Origin of the sequence: Kribbella sp. NBC_00662, from assembly GCF_041430295.1 — a bacterium.
GTDB lineage: Bacteria > Actinomycetota > Actinomycetes > Propionibacteriales > Kribbellaceae > Kribbella.
The window spans coordinates 4,033,744-4,049,109 of sequence record NZ_CP109029.1 but is presented as its reverse complement, the minus strand read 5'-3'; the positions used below and the strand labels follow the sequence as shown (position 1 = coordinate 4,049,109).

Annotated in this window: 17 protein-coding genes and 1 tRNA gene; 8 read left to right on the top strand and 10 right to left on the bottom strand. The window is 68.2% G+C overall.

The features are described from left to right. Positions 1-11: 11 nt before the first annotated feature. Entirely contained in the window at positions 12-1,514 is a 1,503-nt protein-coding gene (locus OHA10_RS20420; protein WP_371407968.1) for a circularly permuted type 2 ATP-grasp protein, read from the bottom strand. Between the two features lie 133 nt (positions 1,515-1,647). Here OHA10_RS20420 and bcp point away from each other — a divergent pair, with 133 nt between their 5' ends. The 4 genes from bcp (at position 1,648) to OHA10_RS20400 (ending at position 4,538) form a co-directional block, all read left to right on the top strand. Continuing rightward, the gene (gene bcp / locus OHA10_RS20415; RefSeq protein WP_371407825.1) at positions 1,648-2,115 is read left to right on the top strand and encodes a thioredoxin-dependent thiol peroxidase; all 468 of its coding nucleotides are present in this window, start codon (positions 1,648-1,650) and stop codon (positions 2,113-2,115) included. A 326-nt stretch (positions 2,116-2,441) separates the two neighbouring features. After that, positions 2,442-4,073 carry a substrate-binding domain-containing protein gene (locus OHA10_RS20410; protein WP_371407824.1) on the top strand — a complete coding sequence of 544 codons (1,632 nt, stop codon included), beginning with the start codon at positions 2,442-2,444 and terminating at the stop codon, positions 4,071-4,073. Between the two features lie 53 nt (positions 4,074-4,126). After that, a tRNA-Leu gene (locus OHA10_RS20405) sits at positions 4,127-4,207 on the top strand. 1 nt (position 4,208) lies between these two features. Beyond that, positions 4,209-4,538 carry a nucleoside triphosphate pyrophosphohydrolase family protein gene (locus tag OHA10_RS20400; protein ID WP_371407823.1) on the top strand — a complete coding sequence of 110 codons (330 nt, stop codon included), beginning with the start codon at positions 4,209-4,211 and terminating at the stop codon, positions 4,536-4,538. 3 nt (positions 4,539-4,541) lie between these two features. Here the strand turns inward: OHA10_RS20400 and OHA10_RS20395 are convergent, their stop codons facing one another. The 3 genes from OHA10_RS20395 to OHA10_RS20385 form a co-directional block, all read right to left on the bottom strand. Next, complete coding sequence (locus tag OHA10_RS20395; RefSeq protein ID WP_371407822.1) at positions 4,542-4,853, bottom strand: hypothetical protein; 312 nt, start codon at positions 4,851-4,853, stop codon at positions 4,542-4,544. A 29-nt stretch (positions 4,854-4,882) separates the two neighbouring features. Continuing rightward, positions 4,883-5,464, bottom strand: coding sequence for a hypothetical protein (locus tag OHA10_RS20390; RefSeq protein ID WP_371407821.1), 582 nt, complete (start codon positions 5,462-5,464; stop codon positions 4,883-4,885). Between the two features lie 128 nt (positions 5,465-5,592). Continuing rightward, positions 5,593-6,762 (bottom strand): PEP/pyruvate-binding domain-containing protein, encoded by a 1,170-nt coding sequence (locus tag OHA10_RS20385; protein WP_371407820.1) that lies wholly within the window; start codon positions 6,760-6,762, stop codon positions 5,593-5,595. 71 nt (positions 6,763-6,833) lie between these two features. On the opposite strand from OHA10_RS20385, the gene OHA10_RS20380 reads away from it, so the two are divergent. After that, entirely contained in the window at positions 6,834-7,205 is a 372-nt protein-coding gene (locus OHA10_RS20380) for a hypothetical protein (RefSeq protein WP_371407819.1), read from the top strand. Then, a complete protein-coding gene (locus tag OHA10_RS20375) occupies positions 7,205-7,807 on the top strand; it encodes a transcriptional regulator (protein ID WP_371407818.1) in 603 nt (200 codons plus the stop codon). The genes OHA10_RS20380 and OHA10_RS20375 overlap by 1 nt, the downstream gene beginning before the upstream one ends. On the opposite strand, the gene OHA10_RS20370 is transcribed toward OHA10_RS20375, so the two are convergent. From OHA10_RS20370 to OHA10_RS20355, 4 genes are all read right to left on the bottom strand, one after another. After that, on the bottom strand, positions 7,804-8,394 hold the full coding sequence (locus OHA10_RS20370; RefSeq protein WP_371407817.1) for a hypothetical protein: 591 nt from the start codon (positions 8,392-8,394) through the stop codon (positions 7,804-7,806). The two genes, OHA10_RS20375 and OHA10_RS20370, sit on opposite strands and share 4 nt — an antisense overlap. Before the next feature lie 91 nt (positions 8,395-8,485). Continuing rightward, positions 8,486-9,091 carry an RdgB/HAM1 family non-canonical purine NTP pyrophosphatase gene (rdgB, locus tag OHA10_RS20365; protein WP_371407816.1) on the bottom strand — a complete coding sequence of 202 codons (606 nt, stop codon included), beginning with the start codon at positions 9,089-9,091 and terminating at the stop codon, positions 8,486-8,488. Then, a complete protein-coding gene (gene rph, locus OHA10_RS20360) occupies positions 9,088-9,804 on the bottom strand; it encodes a ribonuclease PH (RefSeq protein WP_137253272.1) in 717 nt (238 codons plus the stop codon). Before rph ends, rdgB begins: the two co-directional genes overlap by 4 nt. Before the next feature lie 10 nt (positions 9,805-9,814). Further along, a complete protein-coding gene (locus tag OHA10_RS20355; RefSeq protein ID WP_371407815.1) occupies positions 9,815-10,660 on the bottom strand; it encodes an SGNH/GDSL hydrolase family protein in 846 nt (281 codons plus the stop codon). A gap of 146 nt (positions 10,661-10,806) precedes the next feature. Between OHA10_RS20355 and OHA10_RS20350 the strand changes: the two genes are divergently transcribed. Both OHA10_RS20350 and OHA10_RS20345 read left to right on the top strand, forming a co-directional pair. Next, entirely contained in the window at positions 10,807-11,979 is a 1,173-nt protein-coding gene (locus tag OHA10_RS20350; protein ID WP_371407814.1) for a Gfo/Idh/MocA family protein, read from the top strand. Between the two features lie 225 nt (positions 11,980-12,204). Next, complete coding sequence (locus tag OHA10_RS20345) at positions 12,205-13,005, top strand: SAM hydroxide adenosyltransferase (protein ID WP_371407813.1); 801 nt, start codon at positions 12,205-12,207, stop codon at positions 13,003-13,005. On the opposite strand, the gene OHA10_RS20340 is transcribed toward OHA10_RS20345, so the two are convergent. Next, entirely contained in the window at positions 13,006-13,590 is a 585-nt protein-coding gene (locus tag OHA10_RS20340; RefSeq protein ID WP_371407812.1) for a TetR family transcriptional regulator, read from the bottom strand. Next, complete coding sequence (locus tag OHA10_RS20335; RefSeq protein ID WP_371407811.1) at positions 13,587-15,341, bottom strand: DHA2 family efflux MFS transporter permease subunit; 1,755 nt, start codon at positions 15,339-15,341, stop codon at positions 13,587-13,589. Before OHA10_RS20335 ends, OHA10_RS20340 begins: the two co-directional genes overlap by 4 nt. Between the last annotated feature and the right edge of the window lie 25 nt (positions 15,342-15,366).

Here is a 15,366-nt window from a genome sequence, read left to right as displayed (position 1 = left end):
GCACCTCCCCATCACTGTTGCTGCTGCTGTTGGGCGACGTTCAGTTCCGGACCGCGCTCCGGCGTACTGTCCGTCCCCGGTGCGGGCGTCCCCAGACCGGGTCCGCGGAGCTCGGCGTCCTCGTCGGACGCTCTGGGCGCCAGCACCCAGGTGTCCTTGGAGCCGCCGCCCTGAGAAGAGTTGACGACCAGACTGCCCTCCGGAATCGCCACTCTGGTCAGCCCGCCGGGCAGAACGAACACGTCGTCGCCGTCGTTCACCGCGAACGGCCGCAGGTCCACATGTCGCGGCTGCAGCCGTTCACCCACTTTCGTGGGCACAGTGGACAGCTGTACGACGGGCTGCGCGATCCAGCCGCGCGGATTGGCCCTGATGCGACGACGCTGCGCCTGGAGCTCCTTCGGCGAGGCATCCGGCCCGAAGACGATGCCGTACCCACCAGAGCCCTCCACCGGCTTCGTGACCAGCTCGTCGAGGCGGTCCAGTACTTCGGTCTGCTCCGCGGGCAGCCAGCACCGGTACGTGTCGACGTTCGGCAGCAGCGGCGTCTCGCCCAGGTAGTACTTCAGGATCTCGGGCAGGTACGTGTAGATCAGCTTGTCGTCGCCGACGCCGTTGCCGACCGCATTGGCGATCACGACGTTGCCCGACCGTGCTGCGTTCACCAGACCGGCAACACCGAGCGCCGAGTCGGGCAGGAACTGCACCGGGTCCAGGAACTCGTCATCGATCCGCCGGTAGATCACATCGACCCGCTGCTCGCCTTCCGTGGTCCGCAGGTAGATGACGTTGTTGCGGGCGAACAGGTCCCGGCCCTCGACCAGCTCGACCCCCATCTGGCGCGCCAGTAGCGAGTGCTCGAAGTACGCCGAGTTGTAGACGCCCGGCGTCAGTACTACGACGTTCGGATCAGTCGCACTGGGCGGAGCTGCGGCCCGCAGCGCCCGGAGCAGATGTACTGCGTAGTCCCCGACCGCACGGACCCGGTGCTTGGCGAACAGGTCCGGGAAGACCCGCGCCATCGTCCGGCGGTTCTCCATCACGTACGACACCCCGGACGGGCTACGCAGGTTGTCCTCGAGCACGCGGAAGTCACCCTGCTCGTCGCGGACCACGTCGATGCCGGCCACGTGGATGCGGACGCCGTTCGGCGGTGCGATACCGGCTGCCTGCCGGTGGAAGTGCTCGCAGGAGGTGATCAGCCGACGTGGCAGTACGCCGTCCGCGACGATCTGCTGGTCGCCGTAGATGTCGGCGAGGAACGCCTCGAGAGCACGTACCCGCTGCACCACGCCACGCTCCAGCCGGGACCACTCCGCCGCAGTGATCACCCGCGGCACCAGATCCAGCGGGAACGGCCGCTCCTCCCCCGACAGGCTGAACGTGATGCCCTGGTCCACCAGCGCCCGGTCCAGCGCCTCGGCCCGGGTAGTCAGGTCCGCGGGCTGCAGCGGCATCAGCGAGTCGTGCAGCCGTTTGTACGCCGTCCGGACGCCGTCGACCGGGTCGAACATCTCGTCGTACGCCCCGGCGTGCGGGCGGCGCGGATCCAGGTAGCCGTCGAACAAGGGGCGGGAAGATACGCGGCTCATCTGCGCATCTTGCACGTACGATTGCGGCACTTCAATCGATTCGTGGAGGGCCCTGATGTCCGAACGTCTGTCGGTCGGCGACACCGCACCCGATTTCACCCTGCCCGATGCCGACGGCAACGATGTGGCACTGAAGGATCTGCGCGGGAAGAACGTGATCGTCTACTTCTACCCGGCCGCGATGACCCCGGGCTGCACCAAGCAGGCCTGCGACTTCCGGGACTCGCTCGACTCGCTGCAGGCGCACGGGTACACCGTCCTCGGGATCTCGCCGGACAAGCCGGCCAAGCTGGCGAAGTTCCGTGAGCGCGACAGCGTGACGTTCCCGCTGCTGAGCGACCCCGACAAAGAGGTCCTGCAGGCGTACGGCGCGTTCGGCGAGAAGACGATGTACGGCAAGAAGGTGACCGGCGTGATCCGGTCCACGTTCGTCGTCGACCCGGACGGGAAGATCGCCGTCGCGCAGTACAACGTGAAGGCCACCGGGCACGTCGCCAAGCTCCGCCGCGACCTGGGACTGTGAAAAGGCACCCCCGAAAGCACGGCTACCGGAGGGAAACCTTCGACAGTTTCATGCAGATGGTCCATGGAACGGTCGTTTGAGCCAACCGGTTACTGTGATTTGGATCACACCCAGATCTCACCGCACCGCGACCGCTCCGACACGGTCAGTGAGTTTTACAGCGTTCCTGTGAAAGAGCGGTACTGCGGGGGCCACCCGCGTTCAACCACAGCTGTGTCAAGAATCGTCGCGGCCTTCGCCCTGACCTGCCGAAACCGGGTAATCTGCGCGCGCAGTCAGCCTCTGGGAGGGAGGGACCTGCCGCGATGGGAAAACATTCCTCTGCGGTGACGGGAAGTAACAACAACCGCCGTTCGGTGTACATCACCGCGGTCGGATTATTGGTGCTTTCGCTGGGAGCGGTGTTCGTGGTCCGCTCCTTCGGATCGGAATCGGGTGCCGACGGATTCCTCGGCGGCAACAAGGCGTGTGACGACCCGACCCAGATCCAGCTGGCGACGACGCCCGAGATGCAGTCCTCGCTCGAAGCCGCGGCCAAGTCGCTGGCGGCCAAGGGCGGTAAGGACGGCAACCCGTGCCTGCAGTTCACCATCACGGCGGCCCCGTCGGCCCAGATCGCGCGCGACGTCGCGCACGGCAGCGACAACCGGCCTGATCTCTGGGTGCCGGACTCCTCGCTGTGGGTCGCCCAGGCCGACGACGGCCAGAGCGTCCCGACCATCGCGGTCGAGTCCATCGCGACCTCCCCGCTGGTGCTCGTCGGACGGAGGACGAACTTCGCCGACACCTCTTCCTGGCTGCGCATCATGAGCAAGACCCAGCCGGCTCTGCTCGACCCGCTGAGCACGTCGCCCGGAGCGCTCGCGCTGCTCGCGATCCAGGCGGAGCGGGCGAAGACGTCCGCGTCCGAGACCCAGGTGTCGCAGGTGGTCGTTCCGCTGGCACAGCGCCTCGGTTCGCTGCCCAAGCCGTACACGGACGCCGAGGCGCTGTTCGGCCGGGCGGACCAGGACGGCAGCACGGTCGTCGTGCCTGCGTCGGAGCAGAGCTTCGTCAAGTACCAGGAAGACCACCCGGAGGCCCAGCTGCGAGCGATCCAGCCGGCCACCGGCACGCTGTACCTGGACTACCCGATCGTGGTCACCGCCAAGTCGGACACCGACGCCGCGTCCAACGCCGCCCAGGCGCTGGCCGGCGAACTGCTGACCGACTCGGCCGGCCAGACCCGTGACCAGGCCGGCTTCCGCGACACCCAGCTGAGCCCGCTCAGCGGCGGGCGTGGTGTCGGCGACGTCAACCAGCTGGCCAAGCCGACCAGCGAGGCGATCGACACCACGCTGCAGAACTGGACCCGGTTGTCGCTGCTGACGCACTCGCTGGCAGTCATCGACGTCTCCGGCTCGATGGCCGACAAGGTCGGCTCGAAGACCCGGATGCAGCTGACGATCGAGGCGGCGATCGGCGGCCTGAGCCTGTTCCCGGACAGCGCCTCGCTCGGCCTGTGGACGTTCTCGACGAAGATCGGCCCCGACGGCGCCGACTACAAGGAGCTGGTGTCGATCGGGCCGCTGTCGAAACGGCAGCGCGGGAAGATCGTCGACCAGCTGAAGATCCAGCACCCGATCCCGAACGGCGGCACCGGGCTGTACGACACCGCGATCGCCGCGGTCCGCGCCGTACGGCAGGGCTACGACCAGCGGGCCGTCAACTCGATCCTGCTGTTCACCGACGGCAAGAACGACGACCCGGGCAGCCCGACCCTGGCCCAGGCGGTCACCACCCTGCGCGGTCTGCAGGACCCCGGCCGCCCGGTCCGCATCATCGCCCTCGGTATGGGTCCCGAGGTCAACGCCGACGAACTCAGCGCCCTGGCCCAGGCCACCGGCGGCCAGGCGTACGTCGCCCGCCAGCCGGGCGACCTGAAGAACGTCTTCATCGACGCCCTGCAGAGCCGCTGACGCCGACGCCTCCCCTAGGATGTCTGTCTAGGGGAGGCGTCCGCGCCTCTTCGGCCAGAGTGGTGGAACGGCAGACACACCGGCTTTAGGTGCCGGCGCCCCCGGGCGTGCGGGTTCAACTCCCGCCTCTGGCACATGCACCTGAACGAGTACCAGCAGGCAGCCCTCCGGACCGCCGCCCCCAAGGACAAACCCAACGAGGTCTTCCACCTGCTGCTCGGACTCGTCGGCGAAGCCGGCGAACTCGCCGAGAAGGCGAAGAAGATCGTCCGCGACAAGGACAGCGACTTCACCCAGTGGGACCCCGACGACCTGAAGAAGGAACTCGGCGACACCCTCTGGTACGTCGCCGTCCTCGCCGACTACTTCGCCATCCCCCTCGAGGAAGTAGCCCAACTCAACCTCACCAAACTCGCCGACCGCCAATCCCGCAACGTACTGAGCGGCAGCGGCGACAACCGCTGACTCTCAGGCTTGTCGCTCGTACGGCGCGGGCGGAACGTCGTACGTACCGGGTGCCTGCTGTGTGGTGTTGCGTGCGATCACGATCAACGCCGACAAGGTGTGCTCGAACCACCCGAACAGCACCCAGACGAGCAGGATCCAGATGACCGACCCGACGACCGTCCCCACTGCCATCGCGAGGTCATAGTCAGTGCCGTCCACAACGGCGAGCAAGACGGCGACGCCGGCCACGACAAGCGCCAATCCGATCAGCACCCACTTGATCACGCCGATAGCCGCGGCCACGCGCGCACCGGCTGCCATGGAATTCGACATGTTTCCTCCTCCGCCCCGCGTGGCAGTGGTCAGTTGATCCTGGTCCAGGCTCCGCAGTACCGGGTTTCGAAGGCCTTGTCGGTCTTCTTGATGGTGATGACCTGGTTGCCGCCGTTGCCGTTGGCGATGATCGCGTCGAGATCGCCGTTGGTGCTCTTGAGACGCGCCCAGTAGCAGTCGCCCTCGTTGCCGTTGCGGTAGGTCCCGGGCCTGATGTCCGTGCCCACGAGGTACACGCCGTCGTCGGAGATTGCAGCCTTCGCGGCGGGCGGCGGCGCAGTCACGGTCTTTGCCGGTCCGGGCACTGTCTGTGTGACGGTCGGGCCAGGAACTGTGGCGCCGGCCGGCCCGGGAACGGTCTTGGTCACGGTCGGTTGCGGTGCACCGGCATTCGCGGAAGGCGACCCGGTACCGCTGCTACCTGCAGAACCGACGATCAGCCCGAGTACGAAGGTGCCGGCAGCAAGTGCCCACGGGACCCAGCGTCGCGGCTTCTTCGGCGGAAGATGCGGTGGGTACTGCGGATTGAACGGCGGATTCGGACCGGCACCGTAGCCCGGCTGAACCTGCTGATTCGGGTCAGGCGTGTACTGCGGATACTGCTGAGACATGATCATTCCTCCCCCGCTCCCCGAGCCCCCCTCGGGATCCAAGGGCAGACAGTAACGGCGAGTAACGATTGCTGCCTAGTCCGAAAGTGCTCTCAGATCGAAATTGTCAGTCGATTCGTTACTTTCGGTCACAAGTGGACGGTGCCGGTGGTGCCGTTGATGGTTGTGGGGGTGTTGTCGGTCAGTTTGGTGGTGGCGTGGGGGACGGCTAGCACGGCGGGGATTCGGCGTTCTCTGGCGATGATGGCGGCGTGGGAGAGAAGGCCGCCTTGTTCGGTGACCACGCCGGCGGCGATGGACAGGAGCGGGGTCCAGGCCGGGTCGGTGAAGGGGCAGATGAGGATGTCGCCGGGACGGACGCGGGGGAAATCGGCGGGGCCGCGGACGACCCTCGCCGGACCAGTCGCCGTGCCGTGACTGCCGGGCGTGCCGGTCAGAACACCCGAGAAGGCAGCGGGGCTGGTGCCGGAGCTGGTTGGGCTGGTCTGGGGGGCGGTTGGGCTGGTTGGTGGGGTGTTGGTGGGAGCGGGCGGAGGTTGGGCGGTGATGGGGCGGGATTGGAGGAGCCAGGGGGTGTTGGCTGCGATGGCCCACTCGAGGTCTTGGGGGGCGGCTAGGGCTGCTGCGGCTTGCTGGGCTAGGTCGCCCAGGTGTAGGGCGGTTGCGTCGGAGAGGGTGGGGATGCGGCGCCGGGCGACTGGGACCTGATGGAGGCCGGACAGGGTGAGGGTGGTTCGTTTGTCGGCGATCGTGCTGCGGACCGCACCGTTGGCGACCTGGTAACGGTCGGGAGTGACGCGACCTTCGACGACACTCGGGCCGAGACCCCAGGAAGCCTCGATCGTCGTGGTGCCGTCGCCTGTGAACATGACCCCGGAGACCTCCGGGTCCAGCTGGAGCTGGACGATCACGGCCATCGACGGCGGCTCAGCTCCGTCGCGATAGGCGACCGCGCGCGACGTCCACACCGATGCCCGACAAGCACGTACGGCGTCCAGCACCGCCGGCAACCCTCGTACGCCGAGAAAGCTGTCGTGCTGCCCCGCCGCCGAGGTGAACACAGTGTCCTCGTTCGCAGCCGACGACCGTACGGCGACCAACGGGTCACCCATCCGCCCAAGCCACCGCCCAAGCTCGTCCACCACCCCGTCCGGCACGACCACCCGGGCCGGCACGACCACCCCGGCCGGCAGCACCACCCCGGCTGGTACCGGTAGGCCGGCGCGGATCAGGGTGGCGAGGCCGGCGGCTTTGGCGCCACAGGTGTTGACGGTTGCGTCTGCCAGTGGGACCAGCATGAGGTCTCCGATCAACGGAACGTTGACAACAGGACGTTGACAACATTTCGTTGATGATCCACTGTTGGCGGATGCGAAGCAAGCAGGATGCGGATCAGGTGCAGGCCGAGCGGCAGCGGGAGGCGCGGGAGCAGCTGCTCGCGAAGGGGGCCAAGGATGTGGCCGCGCGACCGTGGCGGCCGGCGCCGATCCCGTTGTCGGCGGTGGATCTGACGCAGTTCGCGGCCTGGCGGTCGGCTGACCTGAGTCACGACGACCTGCTGGCGGCGCTCGCGCTGCTGCCGGCGGCGCGGGCTGAGGTTGAGGAGGTCGAGTCGGGGCTGCTGTTTCTCGCCAGGAGCTCGGGGCTGACCTGGGCGGAGATGGCCGATGCGATGGGGTTCAGCTCCCCGCAGGCGTGTCAGCAGCGGTTCAACCGGCTCGCGGCGCGGGTGGACTCGTGATGCACCTGACGCTGCACGCCGTACGCCTGCTGGGCTTCGCCGACACTCCGGCGATCGCCGAGCGCTTCGACCTCCCGCCCGGGCCGACCGAGGACGCGCTGCACGACGCCGCGGCCAGGGGCTGGACGACGTGCAGCTCGTTCGCGGGTACGGCGGGCTGGTCGTTGACCGAGAACGGCCGTGGGGAGAACGAGCGTCTGCTCTCGGCCGAGCTGGCTCTGGCCGGGCGCGCCGACGACGTCCGCGAGGTGTACGAGGAGTTCCTGCCGCTCAACGCCCTTCTGCAGCAGGCCTGCACCGACTGGCAGCTGCGCCCATCGGCCACCGACCCGCTCGCCGCAAACGACCACTCCGACCCCGCCTGGGACGCCGGCGTCCTCCACGAACTCAAGGCGATCGACCAAGCCCTCGCCCCGATCGCCGCCCGCCTCACCGGCATCCTCAACCGCTTCCACGGCTACGACAGCCGCTTCTCGACCGCGTTAGAACGTGCCACAGCAGGCGAGACGGACTGGGTCGACCGCTCCGACGTCGACTCCTGCCACCGCGTCTGGTTCGAACTGCACGAGGACCTGATCGCGACTCTCGGCCTCAAGCGTTAGTTGCCCAGCGCATCCAAGTACGCCGCGCCGCGCGGGCTGAGCTCGTAGCCGACCTCGAGACTGTGGGTCAGACCAAGGTTCTTCAGCTTGCGCACGTCGAGCTTGAACGGCGCCGTCTCCCGCCCGACCGACGCGGCGAGATCGGCAGCCCGAGTGGCAGGCCGCGACTGGATCAACCGGAGGGTCTCCTCGGTCCACGCGCCGTGGTGGCTCAGCTGGTCGAACTGCGCGAGCCGGGCCCGGAGGTCGGCAAGGTCGTCAGGCGACAGCGACGTCTGCGCCGCCAGCTCCTCGCGCGGATCCGGCCCTTCGACCAGATGGAAGCGGATCAGGAACGTCGGCATCGACTCGTCACCGCGCAACCGCCGCCGGACGTCCTTGGCGTTGCGGCGGTCGGCGAGAGCGACCTCGGCGTCGTTGTCCGCGATCAGTTCCGGGTTGACCTGACGGATGCTGTCGATCTCGATCCGGCCCGCGTTCGTGCGGTAGATCCGGCCCTCGACCACCCGCGGCTCGGCCCACCGCCGATAGGCGACGGTGATCTTCCCGTCCGCGACCCCGTCGCGATCCGATCCTGCGAACAACATGGCTAGGTCCTTTCTGTAATCCAGCGCCGTAGCGAGGAGGTGCCGTGCCGAGTGCCCCGCAGTAGGCGCTGGGTTCCCAGACAGACAGGGCCTAACTCCCCAACGCCTTCGCGACCAGTGGCGCCAGCGCCCGCAGCGCCTTGCCCCGATGGCTGATCGCGTCCTTCTCCTCGATGGACAGTTCGGCCGTGGTCCGGTCGTACCCCTCGGCCTGGAACAGTACGTCGTACCCGAACCCGCCACTGCCACGCAGCTCCCGGATGACCGACCCGCGCATCTCCCCGATCACGACCTCGTCATCGGCGTCCGGCCGCACAAAAGCCACCGCCGCCACGAACGACGCCCCGCGCCGCTCGTCCGGCACGTCTTCCAGCTGACCGAGCAGCAACAGGTTGTTCGCGTGGTTGTCCTTCGCCGGCCCGGACCAGCGCGCCGACAGCACGCCGGGCATCCCGTTCAGCGCGTCGACGCAGATACCGCTGTCGTCCGCGATCGACGGCAACCCGGTCGCGGCCAGCGCGGCATGCGCCTTCAGCAGCGCGTTCCCCTCGAACGTCGGCTCCGTCTCGGCCGGCTCGTCGTACGCCGGAACGTCGCCGAGCCCGAGCACCTCGATCCCGGGCACGATCGGCGTCAGGATCCGCCGCAGCTCCTCGAGCTTCTTCTTGTTGTTCGACGCCAGCAGTACGCGACTCACGCCAGGGCCTCCTGCTGGATCTTGGCGAGCTCCGCGCAGCCCGAAAGGCCCAGTGAGAGCAGGCTGTCCAGCTCAGCGCGGTCGAACGGCGCGCCCTCGGCCGTGCCCTGCACCTCGATGAACTTGCCCTCGCCGGTGATCACCAGGTTCATGTCGGTCTCGGCCCGGACGTCCTCCTCGTAGCAGAGGTCCAGCATCGGCGCCCCGTCGATGATCCCGACCGACACCGCGGACACCGTCCCGGTCAGCGGCTCGCTCTTCAGCAGCTTCTTCTCGCGCAGGAACGACACCGCGTCCGCGAGCGCGACGTACGCGCCGGTGATCGCCGCGGTCCGCGTCCCGCCGTCGGCCTGTAGTACGTCGCAGTCGAGCAGGATCGTGTTCTCGCCGAGCGCCTTGTAGTCGATCACGGCCCGCAGCGAGCGGCCGATCAGCCGGGAGATCTCGTGCGTACGGCCGCCGATCTTGCCCTTCACCGACTCGCGGTCCGAGCGGGTGTTGGTCGCCCGCGGCAGCATCGCGTACTCCGCGCTGACCCAGCCGAGCCCCGACCCCTTCCGCCAGCGCGGCACGCCCTCGGTCACACTCGCCGCGCACAGCACCCGGGTCCGCCCGAACTCGACCAGCACCGAGCCCTCGGCGTGGTCGAGCCAGTTCCTGGTGATCGTCACCGGGCGGAGCTGGTCAGCGTTACGTCCATCAATTCGGGCCATGAATCAGACCCTATGCCTCCAGACGCTGGACCTCCGCATTGGACGAAGGCGGAAGGGCGAGCGGGCTCGATCTCGGCGTGATCGCCATCCGCGCCGCCCAGGGCAGCAGGTCGTTGGCCCGCCGTCCGACCCACGGCACGCCTTCCTTCACCAGCCAGACCGCGTCCGCCCACCGGCTCGGCGGCCGGTACGCACAGTCCAGATCCGGCGGTACGTCGATCCGCAGGCCGCGGGCCGCCAGCTCGTCGGCGAAGGCCCGGGCGAGCTTGCGGTGCCCGCGCTCCCCCGGATGCAGCCGGTCGATGCTCCAGAAGTCCCGCCGGTACACCTCGGGGTAGTCGGCCATGTCCAGCCGGATCCCGCCGTACCGCGTGTGCAGGTCGTCGAAGATCACGTTGACCTGCTCGATCCGGTGCCACAGCGGCCGCCGCAGCCATTTCGGCAGGCCGAACACCTTGCCGTGGTCGTGGAACCGGACCGTCAGCAGCAGCGCGCCGCGGTCGGTCAGCTCGTCCGCGATCTGGTTCAGGTGGTCGCGGATCCGGCCGGCGTCGAAGGTCGACCGCAGGGTGTCGTTGACCCCGACGATGAGGGAGGCGATGTCGATCGGGTCGTCACCGGTTTCGGGCAGTTGCTCGGTCGCGACGATCGGCACGGTGGCGCCGCTGGTCGCGAAGTTGGAGAACGTCACACGGTGGGAGCTGGCCAGGGAGTCGGCGAGCAGCGAGGCCCAACCCCGCCACCCCTCGCCCGGGCGCGCACCGGCACCGGACAGGTCGGTCGTACTGCTGCCGTTCATCGGGTCCCCGACACCTACGGTGGTCGAGTCCCCCAGTGCCACGTAGTGGAGGCTCACATTCCGCCATGGTGGGCGCACGGAGCGAGACTGTGATGTTCGGCGGATGACGAGTGGGGCAACGTCATGTCAAAGGCAGGTGATTGAGGAGCAGAACTGCTCGGAGTTAGGCTTCTGGAAACAACTATGTGCAGGAGTTGGCTGGTATGAGTGATCTTCGGTTTGGCGTGGTGGGACTCGGGGCCCGGAGTCGGATCGCGCAGTACGCGCACCGGCCCGGTGAGGGGTCGGAGGTCGTGGCCGTCGCCGACCCGTCCGCACCCCAGCGGGACGCGGCGCTCGAGTTGTATCCGCAGGCATCGGCGTACGGCGACCACAACGAGCTGGCGGAGCAGAAGCTCGACGGCGTCTTCCTGACGACGCCGGACGACCTGCACGAGGGGCCGGCGATCGACTTCCTCCGGGCCGGGGTCAGCGTGTTCGTGGAGAAGCCGCTGGCGATCACCACCGAGGGGTGCGATCGCGTGCTGCAGGCGGCGTACGACTCCGGCGCGCGGCTGTACGTCGGCCACAACATGCGCCACATGTCCGTCGTACTGACGATGCGCAAGCTGATCCAGGACGGCGCGATCGGCGACGTGAAGGCGATCTGGTGCCGGCACTTCGTCGGCCACGGCGGTGACTTCTACTTCAAGGACTGGCACGCGGACCGTCGCCGGACCACCGGACTGCTGCTGCAGAAGGGTGCCCACGACATCGACGTGATGCACTGGCTGGCCGGCGGCTACACGACCCGGGTCAACGCGATGGGCGCGCTCACGCTGTACGGCGGGATCACGGACCGGCAGGATCGCTCGGACCAGCGGTTCAAGGAGTTCGTCAGCGAGAAGAACTGGCCGCCGCTGGAGCAGAAGGGCCTGGCGCCGGTGATGGACGTCGAGGACATCTCGCAGGTGAACCTGCTGCTCGACAACGGCGTGATGATGAACTACGAGCAGTGCCACTACACGCCGGACTACTGGCGCAACTACACCGTCATCGGCACCCACGGCCGGCTGGAGAACTTCGGTGACACGGCGGGCGGTGTGGTGAAGGTGTGGAACAGCCGCCGCTCCGGGTACCGCGAGGACGCCGACCAGGTCGTCGAGATCGCCGGCGAGACCGAGCACCACGGTGGCGCCGACCCGCACCTGGTGGCCGAGTTCGTGAACTTCGTCCGCGACGGCGGCCAGACGCTCACCTCCCCGGTGGCCGCCCGCGCCGCGGTCGCCGCCGGGTACGCCGCGACCCAGTCGCTGCGCGCGAACGGCGTACCGCAGGACATCCCGCCGCTCGACCCGACCCTGGTCAGCTATTTCGACAACGGCCAGGTTCGCTAGTCGTGCGGCGAGGTGCCGTGCCGAGTGCCGCGCAGTAGGCGTGGAACCGTCAGACACGACTCGGTGCTACCATCCTCGGCGTGACCTGGTACGCCGCTATGCGAATGCTGAGCCCTCGATGCGGGAGGACTTCAGCGGCGTAGGCACGTGTGCTTGCAGCGAGAGGCCCCCGATGTCGGGGGCCTCTTTCGTTTCCCAAACAGCTGCAACCATCAGGAGCCTGCTATGTACCCGATCACCTACATCACCGACTGTCATGACGGCAACGCCCGCGCCAGACTCAGCACCCGGATCGGCGCCCTGTTCGGCCAGTCGCCGACCATCGTCGCCGCCGACGGACCCGATCCGGAGTCGTTCGCCGCACTGACTCTGCTCGACTGCCTGCTCGCCACCGACTCCCTCGGCGAGGACGGCCACCCGACCATCACCCTGCTCAACATCGCACCCCGCGACGGCGTCTGGCCGAACGGCGTACCCTTCTGCTTCTTCTGGTACGGCAAGCACCTGGTCGCGAGCACCTTCAACGCCCGCGCCCTCTCCTTGGTACGCCGTGAGCTCGGCATCGACCGCGTCCACGTCACGGACATCCGCGAGGCCGTGACCGCCGCCGGCTTCGCACCCGACGAGATCGAGAAGATCGCCGACACCCAGTTCCGCAGCCTCTGGTACCTGCCACTGCTGGCGAAATGGGTCGCGGACGACCGCGCCGTACCCGCCACCGAAACCGCCGTCCCCGACACCCTCGACGAGGATCCCGTCGTCGCCGTCGTCGACAACTTCGGCAACTGCAAACTCGACCGCAGCCTGGGCCTCACCCCCGGCGACGTCGTGACGGTTGCCCAGGGCAAAGACGTGACCTGCTACCCACACCTGACCGCAGTACCGCGGAACACCCCCGGCATCATCCAGGGCAGCTCGGGCACCGGCTTCACGGAGCTGGTGATCCGAGGGGGCTCCGCTGCCGATCACTTCGGACTGCGACCCGGCGATCCGCTGTCCGTGCAGGTGGCCGAGAAGGTCGCCTGACTAGGGCTCGAGCCGGAGGCCGCCGAGCTGGTCGAAGGCGCGTTCCAGCGTTTCGAGGTACTTCGGGAGCGGGCCGTCGATCTCCAGTTGCTGGTAGGTCGCCATCACGACGCCGACGACGGCGCCCGCCCAGGCGCGGACGGCGATGTCGTCGGGGGCTCGACCGGTTCGTTCGGCTGCGAGGGTGGCCAGTAGGTCGATGCCTTCGTAGAGCTGGTCGAGCATTCGGACCCGCAGTTCCGGAGCATGCATCACCAGGTGCTGGCGTTCAGCCTCCAGAGCCCACTCGTCCTCGCTCAGGGTGTGGAGGCTCTGCCTGATCGAGGCGCGAAGGGCGTCGGTCGGAGACATCTCGGGCGGCTGGCCGCGGAAGAGTTCGATCATCAGCGGGTCGAGGCGGTCGAGGACGATCGTGTCCTCCTTGGTCGGGAAGTACCGGAAGAACGTCGCGGGCGACACCTCGGCCGCGGCGGCGATCTCCTGGACGGTCGTCTCGGCGTACCCCTGGTCCCGGAACAACCGCAGCGCGTGCTCCTGGATCGCCGCCCGCGTCTTGGCCTTCTTCCGTTCCCGCAACCCGCTCATGCATCGATTGTGACAACTTGTTCGTCCGCGACGCGGGTCCGACGTGGCAGGAACCCGAGTGCGAGCCCGATCGAGACCACCGCGAGCCCGCTGCACACCCACAACGTCACGTCCATGCCGTGGACGAACGCCGCCTGGGCCGAGCGCGTCAACCCGGGCGAACCGATCGCGATCGCGGCCGACGCGCTGTCGCGGGCCACGTCCGCGGCCGCAGGCGGGAGTCCGCTGACATCCAGATGACTCCGGTACGCCGCGTTGAGCACCGTACCGAGGATCGCCACCCCGAGCGTGCCGCCGACCTGCCGCGACGCCTGGATCAGCGCGGACCCGGACCCGCTCCGCTCGAGCGGCAGCGCGGCCAGCGCCAGCCCGTTCATGGGCGGCAGCGTGAACCCGATGCTCACCCCGACCAGACTCACCCAGATCGCCGTGACCCCGTAGCCGTCGCCTACCTTCGTGAACGCCCCGATCACCAACCCGGCCAGCATCAAAGAGAACCCGATCACCACCGTCACCCGCGCCCCGGCCCGCTCGAGCAACCGCTCGGCCACCTTGGCGCCGATCAGCATCCCACCGATGATCGGCAGCAACCGCAGCCCGGCCTGGAACGCGTCCGCACCCTGCACGGCCTGGAACAACTGCGGCAGCACGAACAGCAACCCCACCAGCGCGAACGACGCCAGCGTCGCGAGCACGGTCCCCCACGTGAACCCCGCCGACTTGAACAGCTTCAGGTCGATCAACGGATCCGCCGTACGCCGGGCCCACGCCCAGAACACAGTCAGGAAGACCACTCCAACCACGATCCCACCGAGCGCCCATGCCGAACCCCAGCCGTGCTCGCCGGGGGCGATGAACCCGTACGTCAGCGAGACCAGCCCGGCCGCGGTGAGCACGATCCCGGGTACGTCGATCCGCCGCGAGCGGTGACCGGCCATCGACGGGATCAACAGCGCAACTGCAACTAGTCCGATTGCAACTAGTGGCAGGTTGATCAGGAAGATCGAGCCCCAGCGGTAGTGGTCCAGCAGCCAGCCGCCGAGCAGCGGACCGAGCGGGATCCCGATCGAGTTCGCCATCAGCCAGATCGTCATCGCCCGCTGCCGTTCCGCCGGCGCGAACAGCAGGTTCAGCAACGACATCGACAGCGGGATCAGGAACGCCGAGCCGACGCCGAGCGCCGCGCGGGCGGCGATCAGCTGACCCGGCGAGTTCGCGAACGCACAGGCGGCCGACGCCAGCCCGAACACCACGAGCGCGCCGAGCATCAGCCGCTTCGGCCCGAACCGGTCGCCGAGCAGGCCGGCCGGGAGCAGCAGCGACGCGAGCACCAGCGTGTACGCGTTCGCGAACCACTGCAGTTGACTGGTCGACGCCTTCAGATCGGTCGCGAGCGTCGGCAACGCGACGTTCAGCACGGTCAGGTCGAGCCCGATGACGATCAGGCTGATGGACATCGCACCCAGCGCCCACCACCGGCGCGGGTCGAGGGTCGTCGCGGTCATGACAGCACACCTTTCTGAGATCAGCTCTAATTTGAGAGTAGATCTCAGAATCGCGAGATGTCTAGTCCCGCTCGGCCGCGACCCGGTCAGCACGTGTTCGAGACTCCGCGCGAACAGCCGGTCGAACCGGTCGGCCACGTGCGGAGTCTCGGCCTGGACCATCATCCGGCTCAGATGCGGGTAGCCGCCGCTCCCGATCACCTGCTCGGCGTACTGCCGCGACTGCTTCGTCAGCCAGTCCGCCATCGACGACGGCGGCCCGGCCGAGGTC

What these genes read in the sequence shown, in the direction of transcription:
- OHA10_RS20420 (WP_371407968.1), bottom strand. Translation starts at nt 1,514, where the DNA reads ATGTTCGACCCGGTCGACGGCGTCCGGACGGCGTACAAACGGCTGCAC.
- OHA10_RS20385 (WP_371407820.1), bottom strand. Translation starts at nt 6,762, where the DNA reads ATGCTGGTCCCACTGGCAGACGCAACCGTCAACACCTGTGGCGCCAAA.
- OHA10_RS20375 (WP_371407818.1), top strand. Translation starts at nt 7,205, where the DNA reads ATGCACCTGACGCTGCACGCCGTACGCCTGCTGGGCTTCGCCGACACT.
- rph (WP_137253272.1), bottom strand. Translation starts at nt 9,804, where the DNA reads ATGGCCCGAATTGATGGACGTAACGCTGACCAGCTCCGCCCGGTGACG.
- OHA10_RS20395 (WP_371407822.1), bottom strand. Translation starts at nt 4,853, where the DNA reads ATGTCGAATTCCATGGCAGCCGGTGCGCGCGTGGCCGCGGCTATCGGC.
- OHA10_RS20380 (WP_371407819.1), top strand. Translation starts at nt 6,834, where the DNA reads ATGCGAAGCAAGCAGGATGCGGATCAGGTGCAGGCCGAGCGGCAGCGG.
- OHA10_RS20390 (WP_371407821.1), bottom strand. Translation starts at nt 5,464, where the DNA reads ATGTCTCAGCAGTATCCGCAGTACACGCCTGACCCGAATCAGCAGGTT.
- OHA10_RS20400 (WP_371407823.1), top strand. Translation starts at nt 4,209, where the DNA reads ATGCACCTGAACGAGTACCAGCAGGCAGCCCTCCGGACCGCCGCCCCC.
- OHA10_RS20345 (WP_371407813.1), top strand. Translation starts at nt 12,205, where the DNA reads ATGTACCCGATCACCTACATCACCGACTGTCATGACGGCAACGCCCGC.
- bcp (WP_371407825.1), top strand. Translation starts at nt 1,648, where the DNA reads ATGTCCGAACGTCTGTCGGTCGGCGACACCGCACCCGATTTCACCCTG.
- OHA10_RS20350 (WP_371407814.1), top strand. Translation starts at nt 10,807, where the DNA reads ATGAGTGATCTTCGGTTTGGCGTGGTGGGACTCGGGGCCCGGAGTCGG.
- OHA10_RS20370 (WP_371407817.1), bottom strand. Translation starts at nt 8,394, where the DNA reads ATGTTGTTCGCAGGATCGGATCGCGACGGGGTCGCGGACGGGAAGATC.
- OHA10_RS20335 (WP_371407811.1), bottom strand. Translation starts at nt 15,341, where the DNA reads ATGGCGGACTGGCTGACGAAGCAGTCGCGGCAGTACGCCGAGCAGGTG.
- OHA10_RS20340 (WP_371407812.1), bottom strand. Translation starts at nt 13,590, where the DNA reads ATGAGCGGGTTGCGGGAACGGAAGAAGGCCAAGACGCGGGCGGCGATC.